Origin of the sequence: Nocardiopsis sp. SBT366 (genome assembly GCF_001083815.1) — a bacterium.
GTDB classification, from domain to species: Bacteria; Actinomycetota; Actinomycetes; order Streptosporangiales; family Streptosporangiaceae; genus Nocardiopsis; species Nocardiopsis prasina.
Window position 1 is genome coordinate 1 of sequence record NZ_LAVM01000066.1, and the last position, 23,927, is coordinate 23,927.

The following is a 23,927-nucleotide window of genomic DNA, read 5'->3' on the forward strand; positions in this document are numbered from 1 at the left end:
TCTCTTCGCTGACGAGGAACTCGACGAGGCCGCCCCCCGGGGCGGCGATCCCGCCCCCCGGTGGACCGACTCGTCGAGTTCCTCGTCAGCGAAGAGATCGTCGATCTCGTCCGAGTGCGTGGGCACCGCGAACTGGCCCTCGTCCTCGAACTCGGAATCCTCGGCGGAGTAGTCGGGGAAGTACTCGGCGAGGGTGTATCCGCTGCTCTCCTCGGTGAGCACGGCGCTGTTCTGGTCGCGCACTCCCACAAACACCAACGGCGGCTGGTCCATGGTCTCCGGGGAGACCACGAGGAAGTCGACTCGGGCGGGGAGCTCCCACACGATGCCGACCATGGTGTTGGGCACCTGGAAACGGGGGCTGAAGTATCCCTTGTTGATCAGCTCGTTCAGCTGCGCGGTGTCGAACTCGTAGAAGGCGTCGATGCTCGGTTCCGAGCCGGAACGGTAGGGCAGTTCCGTGATGCCGAACGGCAGCGCGACCTCCGGCTGCAGCTGGAGGACCTGCCCTCGCAGGTGCAGGTAGGGGCGGTAGTTCTGGTCGGCGCCGTGGTGGAGGATCGACACCGCCTCCATGCGCACGGCGAGTTCGCAGTGCACCGCGCTCAGGGTCTGCGTACCGACCCCGCTGTTTCGAGCCAGACGATGGGACCAGGGGTCGGAGATCTGCAGGGGTGCGATTTTCACACGGATCGCCTTTCTTCGGTTTCGGGGGTCAGCGACCGGCTTCCTCACCCAGCAGGGCACGCCGGGCCTTCTCCCCCAGCCGCCGCTGGGCGCGCCACAACCAGCGCGCCACGACGAGCACCAGGACGAAGATCAGCCCGATGAGGAACAGGCTGGGTGCCAGCCAGTGCGCCAGCTGCATCTCCAGAGGGGCGGCGGGGCCGATGCCCGTTCCGGTCGCCACCATGAGGAAGACGTTGGGGACGACGGTCACCGCGATGAACATCGCCAGAACATAGACGGCGAAGCAGGTGGAGAAGATCAGGCCGGCGCGCGCTGCCACCACCAACGACTGCATTCCCTTCTCGCCCAGGCGGGCGCGGGTGCGAGCCCTGATCGAGGGCTTCGCGCCGTTCTGGTCCGCCTGGTCGGCCGCAGTGGGCTCCTGTCCGTCGTTCTCCTCGGCCTGACGTTTCCTTGCGCGCCTGTCCGAGGCGGACTGGGCTCCCTTCGACTTCTTCCTGGCCGTCGGCGAAGCGGGACTCATGAGCTGTTCTCCTGGCGGGGCGTGGGGTGTTAGGAGCGTTCGGGGGTTTCGTCGAGCCAGTGGGCGTCGATCTCGGTGATCTCGCCCCTGTTGTTCGTTGACCACATCACGGACAGGGAGGCGACCGCGGAGGCTTCGCCCTCCTCGTCACCGTCGTTCCTCGCGAGGTCGTCAGCGTCGAACACGTCGACGTCGACGAAGTAGGAGTAGGTCGAACCCACCTTGTCGACCAGGACCGCGTCGAACTCTCCCAGTTCCGCCTGTGAGCCCTCACGGAGTGCGGGCACGCCGTCGGCGGACAGGTTCCCCAGCGGATCCAGGGTCTCGTCGTCGGAGGTGTCGGGTTCGCTCGCAACGCTTCCACCCGCCTCCACCGCGTCAAGCAACAGCGCGTGCATGGTCTCCCGGTCACCGTCCAGCCGTTCGACGCGCACCGGAGTGGCACGCTCCAGTGCCTCGGTCCAGGCCCTCTGGAACTCGGCTTCGGCCTCCTCGGCCTCGTTCTCGTGTTCCTCCACGAGGGCGGCGACCGCGGCGTGGTCGGCCTCCCGCCCCGATGACGCCGACCAGACGGCCAGACCGCCCACAGCCAGCGTCAGGACGGTCACCCCCAGAGGCACCCAGGACACGACGAGCCGGATCCGCTCGCGGCGGAGCTTCCGCTCACGCTCGTAGGCCTCCATCTCGGCAAGGCTCATCCGCGCTCACCCTCCCCCTCGTGCCCGTGCTCGTCCGTCGGGACGTCGGCCCCACTGTCACGCGTGTCCTCGTCGGGTTCGCCCTCGGTCTCGGAGTCCCCCTCAGCCTCGGCTTCGTCGGCGTCCTCCTCAGCGTCGTCGACGCCGACCGTCCCGAACGCCATCTGGTCGAACTTCTTGGACAGTGGGTCGAAGGTGCCGCGCATCCATGCGACCGTTCTTCCGGACTCGTCCTCGGTGAGGGTCCAGACCAGGGGGATCGAGGAGTCACGTTCGAAGACGAGTGCCTCGTGCGCGGTCCAGGTGTGGTCGGCCAGGGAGACGTCCTCCTCCACGGTCGACACCCACGTGTGCCACTGGGTCACCGCGTCGAAACCGTCCTGGTCACGCACCTGCGCCGCGAAGTGCGGGGACAGACTCCGCTCCAGGCCGCCGATCGCCTCCTCGCGCAATCCCTCCGCGCAGGCGGTGAGCTCCTCGTCGGTGTAGTCGCGCGGGGTGGTCGGGACCTCCTCGAGGTGGGAGACGCACTCGTCGCGCTCGCCAACGTCGGGGGTCTGCTCGGGCAGCTCGTCCAGGGGAAGCGGCCCGCTGTGTTCGAGGAAGGTGTTCTGGGCCTCGGCGACCCTCTCACCCACGGAGGTCGCCTGGCTCAGCCACCGGTCGGCCTCGTCCCTGCCCGGCAGGTCCTCCAGGCTCTGCTGGGCGGTGGTGGTCCTGCCCTGTGCGTCGAACCCGGGCTGGGCCTCCTCCTGCAGCCGGGCCTGGTGCTGGGCGCTGATCAGCCCTGCCGCGAGCAACAGGGTCAGAGCGCCCAGGATCCCCAGTCCGGTGGCCGACCAGTACGCAATCCTGGGAAGGAGGGACGGGCCCTTCGGGGGTGGGGGTTCCTCCTCCTGCTCCGCACGAGTGGCCCCCAGGCGTTCGGCCAGGCTTCCGGGCTCGTAGTTGGAGAACGAGGGCGGGGTCGGGGGCCTTTCGGGCCCGTGTTCGCCATCGGCCACGTTGACCTCCTCCCTCATGTCACCACGAGGAAATTTCCTCGGATATCAGAACAGTTCCGTCAACACACAATAGTGACCGGTCGGCCGTTCCATGGCCGCATGACGGGTCATTCGGGACCGGAGGAACGGACCTGTGACGTGGCGGCATATCCCTCGACGTCATGCACCCCGCCATCACCGTCAGTGGTCAACAACACCGTGGAGGTGTTGAACGCACTGGCCTCACCGTCGTCGGAGGTGGTCCGCACATTGACCAACACCAGATAGGTGTACTCGGTGCCCAGGACCGACATCAGCTGGGTGTCGAAACTGTGCACCCGTGAATCGAGACCAAGCAGATCGATCAGCGGGTACTCCTTGCCCTCGCCGTCGACGTTCATCGGCGCCTCCGGCAGGAACTCGGTCATGAACGCCGAATCCTCCGGAACCTCCCAGGCGGTCGTCATGGCCGTGCGAGCGCTCACGTACTCGGCGTGGGTCTCCCAGGTCAGAGCGGTGTCCAGCACCTGACTGATGAGATCCTCGTCGGCGTCCAACCGTGCGACGTTGGTGCCCACCACGTCGTCGGCGACCTGGCGTCCGCGTTCCGCCTGGTCGGCCTCCAACTCGGCCTTGCGCTCGTCCAGTTCACGGATCTGCGCTTCCTGCTCCGAGAGAACGGATTCCCTCGCTCCCTGGGTGGCCGCGAACGAGGCACTGGACACGACCAGGAGCCCGGCCGCGACCAACGGGAAGGCGTTGCGCTGGAGAAAACTCATCAGTCCTCCTCCCGCGCCGCGTCCGCCGGACGTTCCCCGATCGAGGTCCTGCCTACCTGGAGGCTGTGGAACCTCCCCGTGTCCCCGCTGAACGTCCCCCTGGCCCAGGCCAGCACGTCGCCCGTGGAGGCGTCCCGATTGAGCCATGCCACGTCGACAACGCTGGCGGAGCCCGTACGCGGGGTGGTCGACACCAGTTCCCAGGAGTTCAGCGTCGGGTCGGCGTAGTCCGTCCGCGTCCCGTCCGCGTGCCGCGAATACCAGGGGTCGAGCACGTCGATCTCGCGGGGGCCGTGGATCACGTGCGCGCCGGGGTGGTGGGAGTCCTCGTCCTTGATGACGCGGGCCGACTCGTCGAAGAGATCAACGAGCTCCTTGCGCTGTTCGTGCGCGTCATCCGTCTCCCGGCCCTCCGCCAGGTCCTCGTCGTCGAGGTCGACGAGGATCTCCTGGTACTCGTTCTGCGCCTGGGCGACCTGCTCGCCCTTCATCTGGGCGTCCTCCAGCGCCTGACCGAGTCGCTCCTCGAGGTCGGCGACGTCCGGCTCCTCCTGTGTCTGGGCCTCCAACAAGCGGATGTCCCCTTTGAGCGAGGCGATGCTCTGCTCGTTCGCCTCGGACTGCGCCTCCGTCGTGTCAGTGCTGGCGGCGGCCAGGTACCCGGCCGCCAGAGCTCCGAGCATCAGCGCCGAGCCCAGGCTCAACCGCACCGACCGACCCACGTCCCGCGGGCGTCCTCGGCCGCTGACGCCCCGCTCAGACCGCTCGTGTCTGCGCTGCTGGCGTTCGGCGCGGCGCTCCCGCAGCATCTCCTGGACGTCGTCCCCGGTCAGCCTTCTACGATTGGCCCTCTGCTTGGCCTGGTAACCGTCGAAACGTTGCATCACCTCCTCGCGGCTCATGCGGCGCCAGGACTTCTTCGCGGCCCCCTGCCCCTCGTCCGAAGCGCCGGTACCCGACGACCGCTCATCGCCGCCGTCGCGCTCGTTGTTCCCTTCGCCGGACACTCCCTGGCGCTCCTTTCCTGTCGAGCCGAACACAAGAACTCCACCGGCATCCGAACCACTCCGGAGGAGGACGCAGACCGCGCCCTGTTCCTGTCAGGGAGCCGTTGTTCGCTCGGTCATTTGAACGTTCCCGGCTTTCCCACACTGACGTGAATGTGGTCGATGTGACTTTGCGTGATGTCCCCTCGCTCCGCGTCCCGGGTGATCTCGTTACTCCACTTACCCACCGGGTCCCGCAGAGGGTTCCAGACACGTTCGTACCAGAGGATGCCGAGGATGTTCAGTTCCTCGTGGTTCGCGATGAGATGGTTCACGACCTCCGTTCCCGAATTCTTCATCTCCTCGGTCGGAACCTCGCCCAGCTCGGCCATCATGTAGTCGATCGCCTTGCCCTCACCGTGGTTGCTCGTCGCCTCGTCGCGGTAACCACCCGCGCTGATGAAGAATCCACCGAACTCGTCCTGGAGGTGTTCGTGCAGGTCGCACGCCTGCGAGTCCATCGTCCCCAGCGACGCGCAGGGGATCATCTCTCCGGCCTGAACCACACCTCCACCGCTGACGTTGGCGGTCTGGCAGTCCTGCACCACCGCGGCCCGGCGATTCTGGTTGGCCGCACTCAGAGTCGTCTCGGCCTGCTCGAGTACGGAGTCGGCCAGACTCTTGTCGGCCTTCCAGGAGTCCAACTTCGCGAACCACACATCGGCGTGGTCCAGGCGTGTGGCGAGCTTGGCACGGTTCTCCTCGACGCCCAGTGTCAATCCCTCCCACTTCACCATCCACTCCTGCGTGGAATCCTCGATCGAGCCGTCCGGGGACTCAATGAGTTCCTTGGCGAAGTTCACCCGCGCGGGATCGTCCTCCGAGAGCATGAAAGCGAACTGGGTCTCGAGTTCCCACCACTCACCACCGGTCTCCTCGGCGTAGTCAGTGAGCATGGTGTTACGACCGTTGGTCCACTGACCCAGGCCAATGCCCACCAGATCGATGGCCGGGTACCTCGCCGCGTAGTCGGCGTCGATCAGCTCGACCTTGAAACCGTTCTTCTCCGCGGCCTCAGTGCGTGGTCCGTACTCGTAGGGCTCGGTGTAGATCGTCTCCACGGTCGTCGGGTCGATCATCGACTCCTGCTGGAAGTTGCCCAGCACGCCCGCGATGTTCTCGTCCTGCATCCCCATACCGCCAAGGATGGAGTAGACCTTCTCGGCCATGTCCTCCATCGACTCGTCGTTGAGCTGAGCCGCGGCCTTGGCGTCGATCTCGTTCACGGTCGCCTCGGTCTCCGGACGGCAGTCCTCCGGCATGGCGTCGCGCTGAGCGGTCGCGTTGTTCTCGTTCGTCGCCTGTGCCGCCGTCGCGACGATCGCGACGATCGCCAGGAACCCCACTCCGACCGACACCGCGGCGCCCGTGACCACGGAGATGGCTCCGCCGACGGCCGTCGCCACCGCGGCGCCGATCGCCAGAACCGCGCCCACCACCGTCTTCGCGACCGCGACGACGATGGACCACAGGAGGTTCAACAAGTTCAGCAGCAGGGCCGCCAGCGCGGACATCAGGCCCTTGAGCCACTTGAGGAACATCATGATGACCAGGAGCTGGGCGCCGAGCCCGATGGCGGGGATCGCTGCCGCCGCCCCCGCTCCCTTGGCCACGCCCTTGGTGCCCTCGGCCCCGTCCTTGGCGGCCTTGGACGTACCGCCGGCTCCCAGACCGGGAGGACCTCCGCCACCGGGCCCGCCCGGACCGCCGGCCCCTCCCTCCGAGGCCTTCTCCGGGCCCGCACCTGATTCCGCGCCCTTCTCAGAACCCTCGCCGGGTCCGCCCTTCGCGGCGTCGCCCAGGCCGGGAACACCCTTCTGCGCGGCCTTGCCTATCTCACCCGAATCCCCGGGGCCGGGGGGCTGCAGGCCCCCGGCTCCACCACCGATTCCCGACACGGCGTCCTCTCCTGTTCCCTTTGCGTATCGCCTGGACTTTCGGACTGTCGAGCGTCATGCTCCGGTTCAGTAAGTGAGCAGAACCTCTTCGTCCGAATTGATCGAGCCAGACGAATCAACGCCGCGCAGCAGTACCTCCAGCTCCAACAGATCGCTGTGGGAATCGACCTGGTAGGCGTTCTTGATGCGGTAGTACTCCTGGTAGGCCTGGGTGGTGTTGTTCATGATGTCGGTCAGGGGTTTCATGGCCTGGTGCGACTGCCCGTAGTCCTTCAGGTCGTTGCCGTCCGTCAGGAGCCATTCGATGTCGTTGGCGGAGAACTGGGAGTTCTCCCCGTCGTCGGCCTGAGCCTTTTCCCCGAGAAACGTGATGTAGGACGTCTCACCCACGGGCATGATCGAGTCCAGGTATCCCTGGTCGATCGAACCCGAACGCCAGTCGAAGTCGTAACCGCGCGGATGCACCCAGTCCGTTTCGAGCTCCAACGTGGCCTCGGTCTCCTCGTCGGCAGCCTGGCCCGCGATGGAGTCCCCGTCGATCTGCACCGGAACCTCAGGTGGTTCGATGAAGACCCCGTCGACGTTGACCCGGTTCATCTCCGCCTCGTATTCGGAGATACGGGTGAGGTAGGAGCGCATCTCCAGGAGTTGTTGATCCATCGCGTCACGGATCTCCTGCTCCTGTTCGGAGAGCACCAACTCGTAGTAGAGGGCGGCGGGGTCCACACGGTTCCCCTCCAGGGAAGTCGCTTCCCGCGTGCCCGAGGCTCCCGGGTTGAGGAAGACCCGCCACTGGTCGAACTCCGCGAAACTGCCGTCGTCCTGGAGGTCCTCCCGCAGCTCACGACCCGAGTCCGCGTTGTAGACCAGTTCGCTGTTGGCCCGGAGGGTCAGGCTCAGGATCTGCTGCGCGAAGGGCACGTCGGAGTCCAGCACCACTGCCAGGTAACCGGTGGAACCGAAGACGAGGATCGAACCGGTGATGTTCGACTGGAGCGCCATCGTGTCCAGTTGCTCGTTGGAACCGGTGAGGAAGGCCTGGTAGTTGGCGGCGTCAGCGGAGAAGCTTCCCGCGTCGGCGTCACGGAAGCGCATGAGGACCAGGGCCCGGGTGTTGTCCTCGTTGATGTAGATCCCCTCGACGCCGCCCGACAGTTCGGTCCTCGAAGTGGTGAACGAAGTGGTGTACAGAGCGGTCTCGTCCAGCCGGGCCCGGTTGTTCGAGGCCGCGGAAGAGATCGTTCCCATCAGGAGCATGGCGAAGGTGACGGTGAAACACGTGGTGATGACCCCGAACCGCTCGATGGCATGGTGGGGTCCCAGTTTCATCTTCGCCGTAAAAGACGAGAAATTATCTTTCAAGCTCAAAGGTCCTGCTCCTGACTTGACGATCGAGCACAAGCCGACCTGTGGAACGAACAAAGGGCCGACAGCTCCGTTGGCCGCCGACCCTCATCAGTACCTACCGTTGCACAACCATGTCCCAGGACTCCGGTGCGGTGGCGCCTTATCTGAATTGGTCGAGACCGAAAAGGATCATTCCGCCGCCCAGGTCCTCAATCGTGGTCCGACCCCCGGCGGCGATGGTCGAGATGAGACTGAAACCACCGACCATCAGGGCGCCGCCGATGAAGATCAGACCGATGATCTTCACCCAGCTGGTCTGGTCCTGCTGCGAGGCCATCAGCTTCTTGACGAGGAGGACGCCGCCCCACACGACACCGACCGTGCCCATCAGGGCGAGGAGCGATCCGCCCGCCATGCGCACGTAGTTGGTGGCGTTCTCAAAGAACGAGAGGAGGTCCCATGACGCGAAAGGGAGGTTGGTCAAATTCATTATCGGTTTTCCTTAGTCCTCTGCTCCTGGCCGATGGCGACCGGTAGGCCCGTCACGGCAGGAGCTTCAACAGGTTCGGGGGCGGCATGTTCGGCACCGGGGGGTCGTGCGCTTTCCGGAGGGTTTGTCAGCAGTCAATTCTAACTGTCGGCTGTCGCCAGCAGCAAGTTCGTTCCGCATCGTTAACTCAACGTTGGGGCCAGGGCACAATCACTGCTCCGTGGCCACCGTGACCAAGGTCAACAGCGTTACTTTCCATATGAGTCCTTCAAGGTTTTCCTATCGCTGGACACAACTACTTGCCCTTACGTGGCTTCGGCTGCTTCGGCGGCTTGGGAGGCTGCTTCTGGGGTCGCGGCTGCTGTTTGGGCGCGGGCTTCGGGGCCTTCGGGGTGCCGCCGCCCCCACCGCCTCCGCCGCCCGTACCGGTACCGGCCATTCCTGCGACGTTGGAGACGGTCTTCCCGGCCTGCTGCATCTGCTGACCCTGCTGGATCTGCCTGTCCTGCCTGGCCGTGGACTTCGGGGCGTCGAGCGTGGACTGCGAAGCCTGTTGCGAAGCCTTGCTGGCCTCCGCGTTCCTCGACACTGCGGATCCAGCGGCCGCGGTGGCGTCTCCAGCAGACTTCGCGGCGCCGGCTCCGTCTCCAGCGGCACCGCGCCCCACAGCGATCGCCGCGTGGCCGGTCGCCTTGGCGGCGTCCCCGGCCGCTCCCATGCGATGTTTGTCGGACTCCATGTAGCCCGCCGCAGACTGCTGGGCCGAACCGGCCATGGTCTCCAACGGGTCATCGGACAGACCGTTGGACTCCACGTGACGACCCAGCCTGGCCTGCTCCGCGGCGTTCTGGTCCTGTTCACTGGTTCCCAGACCCGACCCCGACCGGTCGTCACCGAACATTCCCGCCGGGCCCTCCAACTTGCCGTCGGTGTCCACGTCCCCGCTGACCGTGCTGTCGGTGCCGCCGCTCGCGGCGGCGGCGGTCCCACCCGCTGCGCCCCCGCTGGCGCCGCCGGCGTTCATACCGGCGCCACCCTTGGCGCTGCTGGCACCGCCCATCCGGTTGGAGGCCGTCGCCCCCGGCCCCTTCCCTCCGGCACCAGCGGTGCTGGGCATCTTGCCTCCACCGGGCTGTGCCGAGGAGTCGGTGAACTTCTCCACCAGCTTGCTGCTGGCGTCCTCGACCGCCTTGACCATCGTCTTGCGCAGACGCATCGCCATGACCGTGAAGAGGACGATCATGATGATCGAGACCAGGGCGATGACCATGGTGAGGAAGCCCCCCGCCTGCAGGAACAGGAGGAAGGCACCGGCTTCGTCGGCTCCTCCGTCCAGCGCTCCCGACAAGGGGGCCTCGATGATCCGGGGAAGACTCAACAGGAACTCCTGTACGAACTTGTACAGGAACAGGGTGACCACGACCTCCATGATCAGTGCGATCGTGTAGACGATGACCTTGGCGATTCCCGATATCACACCCAGTGTCGCGAAGGGGATCGCCATGATCAGCTGGAAACTCCGGCGGATGTTCCCGACGATCATCGCGATGGCGTAACCGAAACCGATCGTGATGAAAGCACCCAGCAGAACCACGGCGTTGATCCAGTACACGAAACTCATCGTGCCCGTACCCACGAGGTTCACTGAATTATGGATGGACCTGGTCGCCTCGCTGGTGCTCCTGCCAGAGGAATAGGAGGTGTAGGAAGTCGGCCCGAAATCAGTGTTCAGGTAGTTGTACATCGCCAGTGGCGAAAGGTTACAGGCGATTGGCCTACCAGAATTGTCGGCGATTTCCAGGCCGCAGTCGCGAGAACTCCCCTCGGTCGAGAAAGCGAGGGTGCGGGTCGACTCCTCCGAATCGTCCTGGTTCTCCCGTTGCCAGAGCCAGTCGAAGAACCTGGTGGTCCAGCCGCTACCACTTGATTGGGCCTGCAGACCGGTACCGTCCGCGACCGTGAGCAGGGGGTTGCTCTGCACCTCGTCCATGTCGGCGAGGTCCTTGGGCTTACCGGTGTAGTCCTCGAACCAGCCTCGCGCATCCTCTTTGGCGGGGCCCTCGATAGTCGACTTGGCCTGGGTCTCGAAGGAGGAGGCACTCACGTGGGAGTTGCCCATGTAGCGAAACAGGATGTCCGTGATCTCGGCGTACTGGGTCTGGGAGTACGAGATGCCGTCGCTCGCAAGCGCGCTGTCGTTCCACCTCTGGTCGTCGTCGGTGGCCGTGGGCGCCATCTGCCCCTCCAGCCCCAGAACCTGGGCGTTGATGAGGAGCGCCAGGTCCCGAACACTCGCCTGGGAGCGCCCGCTGGGGGACTGCCGGTCGTGATCCCATTCGATGTACACGTCATTGGACTGGTCCGGCACACGCAGGCGTTGCTGGGTCGCCCACCCCTCAAAGTCGACGTAGGTGGAGAGCACCACGCGTGTGGACCCGGTGTTCCCCTCCTTGGTCGCGAACTGCATGGACTCCAGCATCCCGGTGTACATCGAGCCCAACAGCGGCACACCCAGCACGATGAAGAACAGGCGTATGAGCAGCTTCTTCAGCCCGGGCCCCTTGAACCTCTGGAACATCAGGGCGCCCATGAGGAACGTGCCGACGAACAACGGCACCATGACGGTCCACGACATGTGGATCAGGGCCAGGTACCAGGAGTTGACCCATTGGAACAACGATCCCAGGAACTCCGGTGGGCCCTCCCCACCCGTCATCCCGTCCGCCCATGCGGGGTTGATTCGGCTGATCGCCCCGTAGAACAACTTGAAGGGGTTGAGGAAGACCAGCACCTCGATGATGACCCGCCAGAGGGCGTCGACAGCGGCCGCGGCGGTGTACAGGAGGAAGATGATGCCGCCGAGAAAGGCGTTGAAGAAGCCGATCGAGAGCCCGGTACTCGTGTTGTCGAGCCCCAGACCGTTCAGGGTGGCTCCGAACAGCGCGAAGTCCCGCGCTCCGTGCGCCCCCGAGGAACCCGCCTCCGAGCTGCCGAGCAGCGTGTTGTAGCCGACGCTGTCCGAGGACTGGGCCGTGCTGGAGTTGAACCAGCCCGCGATGGGATTGTAGTCCTGGTCGGCGTAGCCCAACATGGCGCCCGCGTTCGCGGGCGAGTCCAGGACCGTAATCCACCCGGTCTCCTCTTCCCCGAAACTGACATCCCCACCGGGCTCCTGCGCGGTGGAGAACAGCGCGGTCATCGAGGAGGAGAGCCGGTAGAACGACAGGGCGGCGATCTCTTGGTCTTGCTGGTCCGTCTCATCGGCGTGTGCGGACCCACCCAACGCGCTCATCAGAAGCGTCAGTGGGAACGCCAGTACCAGCACCCACACGGCCAGCCGCATGAAGGCGCCGGCCCTGTTCCCCCGGGGGGTCTCCGGTTCGGCGGGCGGGATCACGCCCTGCTCCATCTCCTCTGTCGCCCCTCTCACGCCCATCTAGTGCCCCCGCTTCTCACGGTCGTCCTGGACGGGCGGGGTCGGGTTCTCGATCCGTCGCTTCCGGGCTCGCGGGCGTGGTCTCCTGGCCGGCTTCATCCGCTCCGCGCTCTCGGCGTCCAGCCGCGCCTCAGCCCCGTCCCTGGCCACCCGCTGGGACCTCTCCTCGGCGCGCTCTCCCTGAGCGGCCACCACAGCCGAGGACTGCTCCGGCTTCTCGCGCTCGTCCTGTTGGCGCCGTACCGCTCCCAGAATCTGGGCTCGCCGTTCCGCCCGTGCCGGGTTGACGCCCAGCGGCAGGTCCAGGTGGAAGACGACGTTGGTGTGACCGCGACGCAGGTAGGCCAGGTTCTCTCCGCGCGTGGTGACGAGGCGTTCGAGGTCGGGCGGGATGTCCTGGTGGAGCTGGCGCTGGTACTCGGTGACGGTCGCGTCGCGCATCGGACCGAGCACCGTCCAGTCCGCGGCGTCGAAGCGGTTGAACTTCGAGTCGGCGAGCATCATGTCGATGTCGTTGTACAGGTAGGCCACACGGCCACCACGCAGGAACAGGTGCGAGAACTGTTCGCTGAGGTACTCCTTGATCCGGTCGTCGATGTTCTCGGCGCCGTGGATGATCACCGTGTCGCCCAAACCGAGGTTGTCGACGGCGAACCCGATGACGTTGACGAGCTGGGCCATGGCCACACCCTTGCCGCGCTTGAGCAGCCGCGAGAAGTCGTAGAGCACCCGTCGGGCGTCGGCCACCCCGTCGATCTCGTCGTTGGTGTGGGTGTTGAAGAGGTCGCCGTTGTTGTCCAGCAGGTCCTTGAAGACCAGGCGCAGGATGTTGTAGGCGTGCAGGGCCTCGTCGTCGCGGGCGGTGGAGTTGGCCAGAGCCCGGTACTGGGTGTCGAAGTAGGTGACGATGTCCTGGAGTCGCGGAACCTGGGTGTGCGGGATGCCCACCACGCGCAGTCGGTCCCGGTTCTGCTTCGCGTTCCGCGCCCACATGCCCTTGTCGATGTAGAACTGGCTGAGCGTCTCCTTCAGGGACCCGCGGATGATGGAACGGTCCGAGTCCGTTGTCTCGTAGGCCTGTTCGGCCATGAGGACGACCTTCTCCAGGTGAGCGGGGAAGATCCCGAGCTCGTCCTCGGACTCACCGAACATCTCGAACATGTTGATGTCGCCGGAGTTCATGTCCAGTCGCGCGGTGAGCGAGTCCAGACGCGGACCCAACTCGTCCATGCGCGCCCCGTCCAGGACGATGTGCACGGTGCGAGCGTTCGACAGCAGGGCCGCCTGGGAGATCTTCGATCCCCACATGTCGGGCACGTGTGCCCGGTTCAGCACGGGGTTGACGGAGTTGTCGGCGATGACCACGTGGTGGTCGTAGCCGTTGACGTCGAAAAGCACGGCGGAGTTGTTGACGTCGCCGACCATGGATCCGACGTACTCGCCCGCGGCGTCATTCAGGCCGTTGGTCACCAGGGAGTGGGACCCGGCGAACTCCACGCTCGTGAAGTGGAAGCCCTTACCGCGCTTGCGTTCGTTCTGGCCGAAGAGGTTGGTCAGCTCCTGGCGCTGCTCACCGGGGTAGGCGGCGACGGTGAGGGTGCCGAACCGGTCAATGTAGAGCCGGCCGATCCGTTCGACGGCATCGTCGAGCGTCTCCAGGCTGGGGGCTCTCACCAGCAGACGGTTGTGCACGTGCAGGTAGCTGGCGCCATCCTGGAGCTCACCGGCGACGATCTCCATGTCGTCGCTGACCTTCGCGGCCTTGCGCCTTGAGGTCATGGTCCCCGACTGCGCCTGCTCACTGTCCTCAAGACGGTCGAGTTTCTCGACCGTCTTGATCTTCTCCTCGATCCATTTCTCGCCCTTGCGGCGGACCTGCTCCAGCACCACCACGGTGACGTCGTCCGGCAATCCGCTGGGGATCCGGTTGATACCCCAGAACGCACTGAAATCGTCGCGCGCACCGTCGTCATGGAAGAAGCCGAGCACACACGCGTAGCGATCGTCCACGTGGAAGTAGTCGCTACGGAAGACGTAACGCTCCTTGGGCTTGATCGCGAGCAGGTGCGGATAGTCGTCGAAGGTACCGACCAGCTGACGAGCCTTCTTCTTCGCCTCGCGTCGCTCCTTGGCGCTCATTCCCGCGTACGGGTCGTCCTCGCCTTGTTCCTCCTGGTCACCGTCGCGCTCGGGGGTGACCTCCGATTCCTGCGAATCGGTGAACGGATTCTCGAACGTCGGACCGCCGGTGTTCTCCCACTGCTCCGGAGCGGACTGGTCGCCATGCGACGTGCCGTTTCCGTTGCCCGAGAGTACGCCAGGCAACTGCCCGTGCGAGGTCCCGGCCGCGCTACCCGAGAACTGTGCGCCGGAACTCATTCGCGCCCTTCACTTTCTCCGCTTGTTTCGGCCATTACCGAGTGATTCAGCATAACGAGATCCGTATCCTGCCCCCAGGGCTCACCCCCGGTTGTGACCCGACCACAACCTTGCGAAGACAGAGACCGATTCATCGAGCAGTGGTGTAGAGGGTTCGCAGCATGTCGTGGAGGTCGTCGGCCCCCAGCATGGTGGCCTGCTTGATCATGAGGCTGGAGCCCTCGACTTCGGCTCGCACCAGAGCATGCGCCCGACGCAGCGCCTCCAGGTTGTCGGCCTTGATGACCAGGTACTGGTGGATGGAATTGAACTGCCCACCCACGTAGTTCTTGAGGATCGAGTAGCGCTCGTCGAGCAGCTCGAACAGTTCCGGGTCACGGACTTCCAGGCCCTGGTTGAGCAGCTCGAGGTTGCCGAGCTGGCGGTAGACCCGCTGGGGTTCCTTGGTGGTGATCCAGATGTACTCGACGTTGGTGTCGGTCTTGCGCCAGAAGCCGTCGACACGGTTGAGGATGGCCTTTTTGTCCTCGTCGAAGACCAGCACCGAAGCGGAGCCGACCACGAGGTAGGCCTGCCCGACCGTGCCGTCCCACCATTCGATGTAGCCGGTCTGGTCGATGTTCTGGATGCCCACGACCGAGGAGAAGGAACTGGGGTTGGCCCCTCGGCGGGTGATGATGCGGCGAGCGGGCTGGGGAACGTACTCCACGAGCGCGGGGAGCGACGTGAGCCGCAGTTCCTTCGTCTTGGAGTACTGCCCGAAGAACGCGGTGGCGGCCAACCACCAGACGATCACCAGACCGATGAGCCACCAGTCGGCGCTGGAGACGAACGTGGACGTGCACACCCAGAAGAGCAGCATCACGGAGGCGACCCAGAACAGGATCACCTTCACCGGCAGCGGTCGCATCTGCCATCCGCCGCCGGCCAGCGCGATCTCGTGGTCCAGGAACGACCGGTCCAGGCTGGTGGGGATCTTGAAGATGCTCTTGGCCATGCCACTCACTCCTTTTCCGCTCGCAAGGGAGCATCACCTTGACGCTGTGCAGCGAGCGTCCAGCCGCTCGCTTCGCCCCCGGCGAGTCGGCAAGCCACCTGCTGGCTCAGTACCTGTCGGGGATCTGGGGGATGAATCTTCGTTGATCGGCTCTGTGACTTGGGGGCCCGGGTCAGCTCACCGTTCCCGGAGAGACGATGTTTCCATCACCCAGGGACACTTCCGGGGACCTACCGGCGCGGGGGCACACCACCCACTCAGACGCATAGGTGGTGTGGGGCGATTCGGGATCGAGAGGGCTTCAGGTGCGTGGAGCCCTGGGTTCAGTCGAACGTGCGGGCTGTTGAGGGCCGCCCCCGCAGGGGAGCCGGGAGATTCAGCTGGCGCGGTGGGGATGGGGTGGCGCGTTCTCCCGGCCTGGGTCCTGGACGGGGATGAGGCCCACTCCGCTGGTGGGGTCGACTCGAACGTCACGGGTCCGCCTCTCCACTCCTCGTACCGCACGACTGGTTGACTTCGCGTGGTGTGAGTTGCGCGGCGCGTGTCCCTGGTTCTCATCTTGACAGGATTGATCTCGCGCGGGGTCTGTCCGTTTTGCTACTCCAAAGTGCTCCCTTTGCGCCCGACTCCGCATCTGAGGAGGTCAGGGCTGGTTCCGCGATCGCGCCTGCCTGTCACAAAGATCCTGGCCGAAAGCGGCCAACTTCCCTGCTTCCGTAGCAAGCGCGCAACCCCGGCGTCCGTTGAGCTCGGCCCTGCCTGCATCTTCGCCATGAATCCTTGGAGCCAGGACCGCCCCGGAAGCGTCACACATCCGAGAGCAGAGCGCAGCAGTCATCGGGTGGAGATTCTTCCCTGGAGATCCAGCAACCGACGCCGATCGTCACGGCACCTCAATCCCTGATCCAGTTTCCATTGCTGTCAGCCTGCCAGCGGCGAATATCGGATTCCTGGATGAAGAGTTCGCCACCCTTCATCACCGAGACCTTGGCATAGGCAAAGCGAGGCCTCAAGTCAAATTGACGAAAGATGACGAGTGCGGTCTTGTTTGCATCAGTCGGAGAAGCGGCACAATCCACAGGCACGACTGCCGATGTGTAGTCCTCGCTCAGATCCACATGTTTATGGGTGACTTCAGTAAGCATGTAGGGACGAGCCTGTTCCGGCGCTCCACTTCCGTCTTCGTACCAGGTCTCTGAGTCCTGGAGCAATCGATCCAGGCCGCCCTCCACATAGGAGAAGTCATACTTCACCGCACACGTCGACGGATCATCGGACTCGACCGCACTCAACGTGATGACGTCGTGATACCGACCCTCACGGTAGTCATCCTCATGCTCGATGACCTCCTCAGGAACACGGAACTCAATACTCGACACACCCTCCGACGGAGGACTCACAAAATCGAACTCCACCACGGAGGGCCCCGTAGCACCCGACCCTTCAGAGGAACCGGATGAGGAGGACTCGGGCGAATCAGAGGAAGAACACGCGGTCAGAGCGAACAGGGACGCCAGGCTCGCGGCCGCCAGGCGGGCAGGGGACTTACTGATCACAGTGAAGATCTCCAAGAACTCGAAAGGTCAGCGCCGTCGATCGACTAACTCTTGATCCAATTGCCATTACTGTCCGCCTGCCAGGACTGAATCTCGAACTCATGAATGAAGAGGTCGCCACTCTTCATCACCGAGACCTCGGCATAAGCGAACCTGGAATCCATGGTGCGCTTGAACCTGACCATTGCGACGTTGTCGTCATCACTCGGAGAAGTTGCGCAATTGATCGGAAGGACTGCCGAGGCGTAGTCATCGCTCAACTCGACTGAATCGATGCTCTCATCGGTCAGCGCTCGGGCCATTCCGCGGTCCACCGTAAGCTCGGGAGCATCAAGCCAATCCTCAGCATCCTGGAGCAGGCGATCCAGCCCACCCTCGGAATAGATATACTGATATTCCACAGCACACATCGAGGGGTCGTCAGATTCGATCGCGGTCATCGTGATGACATCATGGTAACGGTCCTCACGATATCTCTCCTCCTGATCGATGACCTCCTCAGGAACACGGAACTCAATACTCGACACACCCTCCGACGGAGGACTGACGAAATCGAACTCCACCGTGGAGGGCCCCATAGCACCCGACCCTTCAGAGGAACCAGATGAGGAGGACTCGGGGGAATCAGAGGAAGAACACGCGGTCAGAGCGAACAGGGACGCCAGGCTCGCGGCCGCCAGGTGGGCAGGGGACTTGGTGATCACGGTGAAGGTCTCCTCAGACAGGGGCCGCGAACCGAAATGGACGAACCCTGTTCTACCGCATCACGATGAACCCTGACATCCCAGACCTGGAACACCGACCCCCAAGAACACAAACCCGCTGGTGAGGCGGTTTCTCCCGATAGCGTGACAGTCGTGGGTCACATTCGCCACTGCTAGTTTTCAGCCATGCGCACTGGCGGACAAGCGGAGACCCCGGCCCCGGGCACGGCGTCCTACCCTGGGGAACGCCTGCTCGTCCCTGACCTCGCCCGCGGCGCGATGCTCTCCCTCATCGCCGTCGCCAACACTCACTACTGGTTCCGGCAAGACCTCGACGCATCCGGGACGGTCGAGGGCCTCGTCTCCGGCACGCTGACCCTGCTGGTCGACGCGCGGGCCTACCCGCTCTTCGCGCTCCTGCTCGGCTTCGGCCTGGCCATCCTCGCGAGCAGGTCCGTCCACGAGGGCCTGGCCTCGGGTCTTGACCACGGGCAGGCTGAGACGCGGGCCCGGGCCCTGCTTCGCAGACGGGGCCTGTGGCTGATCGCCTTCGGTGCCGTGCATGCCCTGATCTTCGCCCAGGACATCCTGGGCGTCTACGGGCTCATCACGATCATGGTCGCCGGTGTCATCACTGCTCGCCGCTGGTGGGCGGCACTGCTTCTCGCGGGCGCGGTCTGTGTGTCGTCCACGCTGTTCCTGGTGGCGGTGGGAGCGGACGCCGCCCTGGCGCGCAACCACGGCTCTGCCGCGCAGATCCTGTTCGAGCAGGGCCCCGTCGGGTGGGCCACCAACCTCGCGATGTGGATCGTGGTGGTACCGGCGACGGTCCTGACCTCCATGGCACTGCCCAGCGCGCTCCTGGGCGCGTGGCTGGCGGGACGGGGGTGGATCGAACGACCGCGGCGGTACCGACGCGGGCTGACCGTCGTGTTCCTGGTCGGGCTCTTCCTGCCCGTCGTCGTCACTCCAGTGGTCTGGGCGGGGGTGGGAGGTCAGGCCGCACTGGAGCGTGCGTTCGTGGCCTGGCACCAGGGGTTGGCCGGGGTCTTGGCGGGGGCGGGCTACCTTGCCGTGATCGCTCTGGCGGCCTCACGCCGCGCGGCGGCGACGGGCGTGCTGGGGCGGGCGCTGGCGGCCACTGGCAGGCGAACCCTGAGCGTCTACCTCGCCCAGACCGTGTTGGTTGCCCTCACGGCCGGGGCGCTACGCCTGTTCGGGGTCGACTCCCTCGCGCTGGCCTGGCAGTTGCTGGTCGCGGTCACCGTCTGGGCGGTTTCGCTCCTGGCCTGTTCTCTCGCGGAGCGGCACGGGATTCCGGGGCCCGCCGAACGGGGGCTCCGCCGTCTGGTCGCCGCGAACACGCGGGACTGACACGGCGTCAGACCCGCGAGACGTGATGCTGGTCCTCGGGTGCAGCGCCAACAGAACGAGGGCCACACCCACCAGAGCGACCGAGAAGACCATGGGGTTCGCCATGGACTCGATCAGGAACACGGGCATCAGAACCGAGCCAACGTTGAACAGCGCGTGCAACACGATGATCGGCCAGAGCCTGTCCACGTGCTCGTACACGAAGGCGAGCAGCATGCCCAGCGGGAGCGCCACCGCTATCTGGACGAGGTTGCCGTGCAGCGCGGCGAAGGCGAGCGAACTGACCAGCGCCGACGCGAGCACCGGCCAGCGGCGGCGGAGCAGCGGATAGACGAGGCCACGCATCAGCGCTTCCTCACCCGCTGGAGCGGCGACCACCATGGCGAACAGCAACACCGCCACGGGAACCGCGCTCCGTGCGGCCTGGGACGAGTCGAAGACCGGTGAACCGAACTCGGCGTGGAGCCACACCGCGAGGGTCTGGCCGCCGAGGAAGCTCAACATCAGGCCTACGGCGACGAGGACCCAGAACAGGGGCTCGTCCGCCCGCGCGGAGACGGGCCTCGGGGAGGGGACGCTCCGTGCCCACCGGCGCCAGATCGTCACGGCACCCAGAATGACGAGACCGGAGACGAGGGCGCCCAGTACAGCCGAACCCGTGAGCAGCCCAGCCGAGAGGGACACGGCTACGTAGAGAACGAGCCCGCCAAGACACTGACCGGTGATCGCCCACCAGGAGGACGACCGCCCATCGTGCTCACTCACACCCGTCACCGCGTCCTGTCGTCGCTCGGTCGGAAACCGGGGGAAACCCTATCCCCTGGCGCGGTTGGCCTCGGCGGCCTCCTTCTCGGTGGTCACGTGCATGATCTGACGCACCCACGGGCCGTCCTGGTAGCGCCGTACACCCTGTTCGGGGGGGCACATGACGAGGATCCGCAGGCCGAGCCGCTCGGCCTGGGAGAGCACCAGACCGGGGAGCGTCTCGACGGCGAACTCGGCGTGCGCCGAACCGCCCTCACGAACGGCCGGGATGAGCATGAGGTTGGCGTCCATCGAACCGATTCGGTCGAGTTCGACCCGTACGGTTCCCGCCGCGGCCTCGCGCAGGCGGGGGGCCTCGGCCATGGTGACGTCCTCACCGGGTACCGGTGCGGGTTCCATGTTCGGGTCGTCGTCGGGAAGGCCCTGGCCGAAGTCGATCAGGTCGTAGGGCACCCCCTCCGCCTCCAGGGTCAGAGCGACGGCGACCCCCGACAGCGTGGTGGGGTCCACGAGGCCGCGTTGGATGCCAAGGCTTCCCACCAGCCTGGAGACGGTCTCACACATGAGGAACGTCGTCGCCCTGGGGTCGGCGATGAACGCCACGGTCCGTTCGACGTGGGACCCCTGGGGTTCGGGGGTGCCGGTGCTGGTGTCGCTCATCAGTCATTCCCGTGCGGTTCGAGGGTGGTCTTCTCTCGCGGGCCGGTCACACGGGCCGAACACACGAACGGCCACCGCTCGAACATCGATGGCCGTGAGGGCGGGGAAGGGCGGCAGCCGCGAACACCACCCTAACCGCCGGGCCTCAGGGCCACCTCCGCGCCGTCGGGTCACTGGACGTCGAACTCGTTGCCCTCCGGGTCGAGCATGCACACGTGTGAGGCGCCGGGTTCCTCGATGACCGTGACGACCGTCGCGCCCAGCGCCTCCAACCGGGCCACCTCGGCGTCGCGGCCCTCGGGCCCGGAGCGCAGGTCCAGGTGGACGCGGTTCTTGACCGTCTTGGGCTCGGGCACCTGTTGGAAGAGCATCCGGCGGCCCAGACCCGCGCCGGTGAAGGCGTGCACCGGGTCGTCGGGGTGGCGGATGGCCGCGAGCGTGATCCAGGCCCTGCGCCCGTCCACGACGGTGTAGTCGTCCTCCGTCGCCAGCCCCTGGGCGGCCACCTGTTCGATGAGGGCGCTGTTGTCCTCGGCCAGGTAGCCGAGCGCGGACGCCCAGAACCTGGAGAGTTCCAGGGGCTCGGCGCAGTCCATGGTGATCTGGTAGTCGAGTGCCATCGGTGTCCTCCTGAACGGGCCCGGTTCCGTGATGCCAGTTCTACTGCCTGGCTGCGACATCCCGCCGGAACGGGCCGGGCCGGAGTGTTGGCGCCTCGGGCCCGGGAGGTCCCGCAAGGGGCTCAGGTGCGGCGGACCAGGAGGACGATGGCGCCGATCAGGACCACGGCCACGACGGCGCCGCCGAGGATGAGCGGGAGGGCGCCGCTGGCACCCGACTCCTGGGGCTCCTCGCCCTCGTCCTCGTCGGAGGCCGGGGAGGCCTCGGCCTCGGCCGCCATGTCGGGCAGCTGCTCCCCTGACAACGGGACGCGCCAGACCGGGGAGTTGGCTCCCTCCGTCCCCGCCATCAGCGCGGTTCCGTCCGGGGTGAAGGCCACGGACTCGCCCTGTTCCATCTCCGGAAGGTCGAAGGAGCCCACCGACCGGCCCGGTACTCCGTTGGTCCCGTCGTACACGCTCACCCCCCAGTAGGTACGGACGGCGTAGCGGCTCCCGTCCGGACTGAAGGCGGCGTCGGTCGCGAAAAGCGGCGCGGAGTCCACCCTGGTCAGGACGTTCTCCCCGAAGGGGTCGAGGTTCTCGGGTGCGGCGTAGACACTGCCCGCGAACTCCTTGGACACCACGTAGAGGCGGCCGTCGCGCGGGTCGATCATCATGCCCTCCGCGTCGCGTCCGCCGTCCTCGTAGGTGAAGGTGAACACCGACGGGTCCAGGGCGGAGTCGCCGAGGACCTCGGGTTCGGTGAAGTGGTAGACGCGGATGTTCGGCCACCCTCCGCCGAAGTTGTCGCCGATGTCCCCCACGAAGACCGTGGGCACCCCCTCGGGGCCCTGGGCGAGGCTGATCGCCTCCCAGTCGCGGCGCTCGACGTTCAGGGTGACGGTCGCGAGCGTCTGGCCGTCCTCGTCGACCGCGTAGACCTCCGAGGGGTGGTCGCCGCTGTCGTTGTGCGTCCACCACACACCCTCGTGCAGCAGTGAGGGGGCCAGCCCGCTGGACTCGGAGATGCGGTCGTCCTGGAACTCGAAGGCGATCTCCGAACCCTCGGGGCCCTCGCCTCCGCGCGGGTGGTCGATCCCGCCCGACCCCTCCCCCGGGTCCACGGGGGCGGCCGTGGCGGGGGCCGTCGGGGCCAACGCGAACAGGGCGGCCGCGACGAGGGGCAGGGATCTTCTCATGCCCGCCATCCTGCCAGGGCGAGCCGCCGGGGGCTTGCACCCGGGTACGAGCGGGCACATTCGGCATAGAGAGCGCCGCAAGGAGAGACCTCATGAGGATCGTCGCCTGTCTCAACGGTGACCGCCGTCCGGGTGCGCACCCGGCGTTGCCCGTCTCCGTGGACCAACTCGTCGCCGACGCGCACGCCGTGGTGGCGGCGGGCGCCACCGCCGTGCACGTGCACCCCCGTGACTCCCGGGGGGCGGAGTCCCTGGAGCCCCAGGTGGTGGGGCCGCTGATGGAGCGAATGCGCGCTGAGGGGCCCGACGTTCCGGTGTCGCTGACCACGTCCCTGTCGGCGGAGTCCGACCCCTGGCGGCGCTACGACCTCGTGCACAGGTGGGCCTCCCTCGCGTTGCCCGACTCGGTGTCAGTGAACCTGCACGAACCGGGCTCGGTGGACCTGATCCAGCTCCTGGGCGACCGCCGCGTGGCGGTGGAGGCGGGCGTGTGGACGGTGGACGCGGCCCGCATCCTGGTCGCGACCAGGGTGGACGTGGCGGCGGTGCTGGTGGAGCCGACCCAGGTGGCGGGGGAGGACGCCCGCCGTAACACGGAGGCGATCACCCGGGTGCTGGACCGCGGCCGGGTGAACGTCCCCCGGATGCTGCACGGCGTGGACGCGACGGCCTGGCCGATGCTGGGGCAGGCGCTGGAGGACGGTCTGGACGTGCGGATCGGCTTGGAGGACACGATGCGGCTGCCGGACGGAGCGGAGGCCCACGACAACGCGGCCCTCGTGGCGCACGCGGTCTCGCTGGCCGGTGCCTCGGCCTAGGCCCTGTTTTTCTGACAGCCGGTGCTCGTAGAGGGCCACGGCCTCGGCGCAGGCGGGTTCGCGGACCAGGTCGATCTCCGGGCAGTCCTGGAGTTCCTGGACGTCCTCCGATGTCAGCCCGGACTCGAGGAGCAGGCGGATGTTGCGCAGTCGCTCCACCGCCCCTGGCCCGTACTCGCGGTAGCCAGCCGGAACGGAGCGTGTGAGTGGACATGCGCCGCACGCTAGGACCCTGACACAGGCGTCAGGGTCAAGCCCGACGGGCTCAGCCCACGAGGGCGCCGAGGATCACGATGAGCATGATCGAACCGAGCACCACCGGCAGGAGCCAGCGCTGCTTGCGGTTGTTGGTGAGCATGCTCATGACGTGCCCCGCTCCGGTGTTCGTTGGGATTCGCTACCCCAGGGTAGTCCCCAGCTCCGGACGGTTCGGTAGCGGTCCGGCCCCTTCGGGCGGCTCTCGACAAGGTCGACCCGGTCGGCCCGCCAGCCGGTGGTGAGCGCCGGGCCCAGGGCACGCAGGGTCCGGGAGACGTCGTGGCGTCGGCGGGCGCGGGCGAGGGTGACGTGCGGCACGAAGGGGCGTGACGAGACGGGCACCCCGACATCCCGGGCGGCGTCGGCCAGGGCTTCGGCGAGTTCGGGGAGTCCGTCACCCGTCACCCCGGCCCACACGACGGAGGCACCCGAACCCGGCTGGTCCGTCTGGGGGAAGACGCCCCAGCCGTCGAGTGCCAGGTCCAGGGGCGGGCGTCCCTCGAGGGCGCGCTCCAGCGCGGCGGCCAGGCCGGGGAGCGGCACGGTGGGCCCTCCCAGGAAGACCACGGTGAGGTGCCACCTCTCCGGCGGGCTCCAGCGCAGCTCTGGCGCGGTGGGGCGGGCGGCTCGCACGGCCCGCTCCAAGAGCTCCCGCACCTGGTCGGACGGCCACAGCGCGACGAACAGGGTCATGACATCATCTTCCCTTCGACACCCGCCGCCCG

General features: G+C 66.3%; 20 protein-coding genes and 2 pseudogenes. 2 read left to right on the top strand and 20 right to left on the bottom strand.

Annotation, left to right across the window (positions count from 1 at the left end; all coding sequences use genetic code 11):
* From ADX84_RS18850 to ADX84_RS18915, 14 genes are all read right to left on the bottom strand, one after another.
* On the bottom strand, positions 1 to 687 hold a 687-nt coding region (locus tag ADX84_RS18850; RefSeq protein ID WP_049576866.1), incomplete at its 3' end, for a hypothetical protein.
* Positions 688 to 715: 28 nt separating this feature from the next.
* Positions 716 to 1,213 carry a hypothetical protein gene (locus ADX84_RS18855; RefSeq protein WP_049576767.1) on the bottom strand — a complete coding sequence of 166 codons (498 nt, stop codon included), beginning with the start codon at positions 1,211 to 1,213 and terminating at the stop codon, positions 716 to 718.
* A 29-nt stretch (positions 1,214 to 1,242) separates the two neighbouring features.
* Complete coding sequence (locus ADX84_RS18860; protein ID WP_049576770.1) at positions 1,243 to 1,911, bottom strand: hypothetical protein; 669 nt, start codon at positions 1,909 to 1,911, stop codon at positions 1,243 to 1,245.
* Positions 1,908 to 2,933: a hypothetical protein gene (locus tag ADX84_RS18865; protein ID WP_049576772.1), complete on the bottom strand. Its 1,026-nt coding sequence runs from the start codon at positions 2,931 to 2,933 to the stop codon at positions 1,908 to 1,910. The genes ADX84_RS18860 and ADX84_RS18865 overlap by 4 nt, the downstream gene beginning before the upstream one ends.
* A gap of 89 nt (positions 2,934 to 3,022) precedes the next feature.
* The gene (locus ADX84_RS18870; RefSeq protein ID WP_049576775.1) at positions 3,023 to 3,673 is read right to left on the bottom strand and encodes a hypothetical protein; all 651 of its coding nucleotides are present in this window, start codon (positions 3,671 to 3,673) and stop codon (positions 3,023 to 3,025) included.
* The gene (locus ADX84_RS18875; protein WP_049576777.1) at positions 3,673 to 4,680 is read right to left on the bottom strand and encodes a hypothetical protein; all 1,008 of its coding nucleotides are present in this window, start codon (positions 4,678 to 4,680) and stop codon (positions 3,673 to 3,675) included. The genes ADX84_RS18870 and ADX84_RS18875 overlap by 1 nt, the downstream gene beginning before the upstream one ends.
* 116 nt (positions 4,681 to 4,796) lie before the next feature.
* Positions 4,797 to 6,617, bottom strand: a complete 1,821-nt coding sequence (locus ADX84_RS18880) for a phage tail tip lysozyme (protein ID WP_049576781.1) — start codon at positions 6,615 to 6,617, stop codon at positions 4,797 to 4,799.
* Between the two features lie 66 nt (positions 6,618 to 6,683).
* Complete coding sequence (locus tag ADX84_RS18885) at positions 6,684 to 7,946, bottom strand: hypothetical protein (RefSeq protein ID WP_049576785.1); 1,263 nt, start codon at positions 7,944 to 7,946, stop codon at positions 6,684 to 6,686.
* Between the two features lie 178 nt (positions 7,947 to 8,124).
* The gene (locus ADX84_RS18890) at positions 8,125 to 8,454 is read right to left on the bottom strand and encodes a hypothetical protein (RefSeq protein WP_049576790.1); all 330 of its coding nucleotides are present in this window, start codon (positions 8,452 to 8,454) and stop codon (positions 8,125 to 8,127) included.
* Positions 8,455 to 8,749: 295 nt separating this feature from the next.
* The gene (locus ADX84_RS18895) at positions 8,750 to 11,884 is read right to left on the bottom strand and encodes a hypothetical protein (protein WP_156208131.1); all 3,135 of its coding nucleotides are present in this window, start codon (positions 11,882 to 11,884) and stop codon (positions 8,750 to 8,752) included.
* 6 nt (positions 11,885 to 11,890) lie between these two features.
* Positions 11,891 to 14,269, bottom strand: a complete 2,379-nt coding sequence (locus ADX84_RS18900; protein WP_049576796.1) for a hypothetical protein — start codon at positions 14,267 to 14,269, stop codon at positions 11,891 to 11,893.
* A 130-nt stretch (positions 14,270 to 14,399) separates the two neighbouring features.
* The gene (locus tag ADX84_RS18905; protein ID WP_017544035.1) at positions 14,400 to 15,266 is read right to left on the bottom strand and encodes a hypothetical protein; all 867 of its coding nucleotides are present in this window, start codon (positions 15,264 to 15,266) and stop codon (positions 14,400 to 14,402) included.
* An 893-nt stretch (positions 15,267 to 16,159) separates the two neighbouring features.
* The gene (locus tag ADX84_RS18910; RefSeq protein WP_156208132.1) at positions 16,160 to 16,684 is read right to left on the bottom strand and encodes a hypothetical protein; all 525 of its coding nucleotides are present in this window, start codon (positions 16,682 to 16,684) and stop codon (positions 16,160 to 16,162) included.
* A gap of 182 nt (positions 16,685 to 16,866) precedes the next feature.
* Positions 16,867 to 17,526: a hypothetical protein gene (locus ADX84_RS18915; RefSeq protein WP_156208133.1), complete on the bottom strand. Its 660-nt coding sequence runs from the start codon at positions 17,524 to 17,526 to the stop codon at positions 16,867 to 16,869.
* Positions 17,527 to 17,712: 186 nt separating this feature from the next.
* Between ADX84_RS18915 and ADX84_RS18920 the strand changes: the two genes are divergently transcribed.
* Positions 17,713 to 18,900 (top strand): DUF418 domain-containing protein, encoded by a 1,188-nt coding sequence (locus tag ADX84_RS18920; RefSeq protein WP_234004069.1) that lies wholly within the window; start codon positions 17,713 to 17,715, stop codon positions 18,898 to 18,900.
* Between the two features lie 153 nt (positions 18,901 to 19,053).
* On the opposite strand, the pseudogene ADX84_RS26990 reads toward ADX84_RS18920, so the two are convergent.
* The 4 genes and pseudogenes from ADX84_RS26990 to ADX84_RS18945 form a co-directional block, all read right to left on the bottom strand.
* Positions 19,054 to 19,404 (bottom strand): annotated as a pseudogene (locus tag ADX84_RS26990) (CPBP family intramembrane glutamic endopeptidase); the annotation flags it as partial.
* 309 nt (positions 19,405 to 19,713) lie between these two features.
* Complete coding sequence (locus tag ADX84_RS18935; protein ID WP_049576825.1) at positions 19,714 to 20,325, bottom strand: hypothetical protein; 612 nt, start codon at positions 20,323 to 20,325, stop codon at positions 19,714 to 19,716.
* Positions 20,326 to 20,495: 170 nt separating this feature from the next.
* The gene (locus ADX84_RS18940; RefSeq protein WP_049576828.1) at positions 20,496 to 20,945 is read right to left on the bottom strand and encodes a VOC family protein; all 450 of its coding nucleotides are present in this window, start codon (positions 20,943 to 20,945) and stop codon (positions 20,496 to 20,498) included.
* Between the two features lie 122 nt (positions 20,946 to 21,067).
* Positions 21,068 to 22,126 carry a hypothetical protein gene (locus ADX84_RS18945; protein ID WP_049576830.1) on the bottom strand — a complete coding sequence of 353 codons (1,059 nt, stop codon included), beginning with the start codon at positions 22,124 to 22,126 and terminating at the stop codon, positions 21,068 to 21,070.
* Between the two features lie 92 nt (positions 22,127 to 22,218).
* Here ADX84_RS18945 and ADX84_RS18950 point away from each other — a divergent pair, with 92 nt between their 5' ends.
* Positions 22,219 to 22,944 (top strand): 3-keto-5-aminohexanoate cleavage protein, encoded by a 726-nt coding sequence (locus tag ADX84_RS18950; RefSeq protein ID WP_049576832.1) that lies wholly within the window; start codon positions 22,219 to 22,221, stop codon positions 22,942 to 22,944.
* Between the two features lie 102 nt (positions 22,945 to 23,046).
* Here ADX84_RS18950 and ADX84_RS26995 read toward each other — a convergent pair.
* Together ADX84_RS26995 and thpR are read right to left on the bottom strand one after the other, a co-directional pair.
* A pseudogene (locus ADX84_RS26995) lies at positions 23,047 to 23,136 on the bottom strand (MerR family transcriptional regulator); the annotation flags it as partial.
* A gap of 168 nt (positions 23,137 to 23,304) precedes the next feature.
* Entirely contained in the window at positions 23,305 to 23,895 is a 591-nt protein-coding gene (thpR, locus tag ADX84_RS18955) for an RNA 2',3'-cyclic phosphodiesterase (RefSeq protein ID WP_049576836.1), read from the bottom strand.
* Between the last annotated feature and the right edge of the window lie 32 nt (positions 23,896 to 23,927).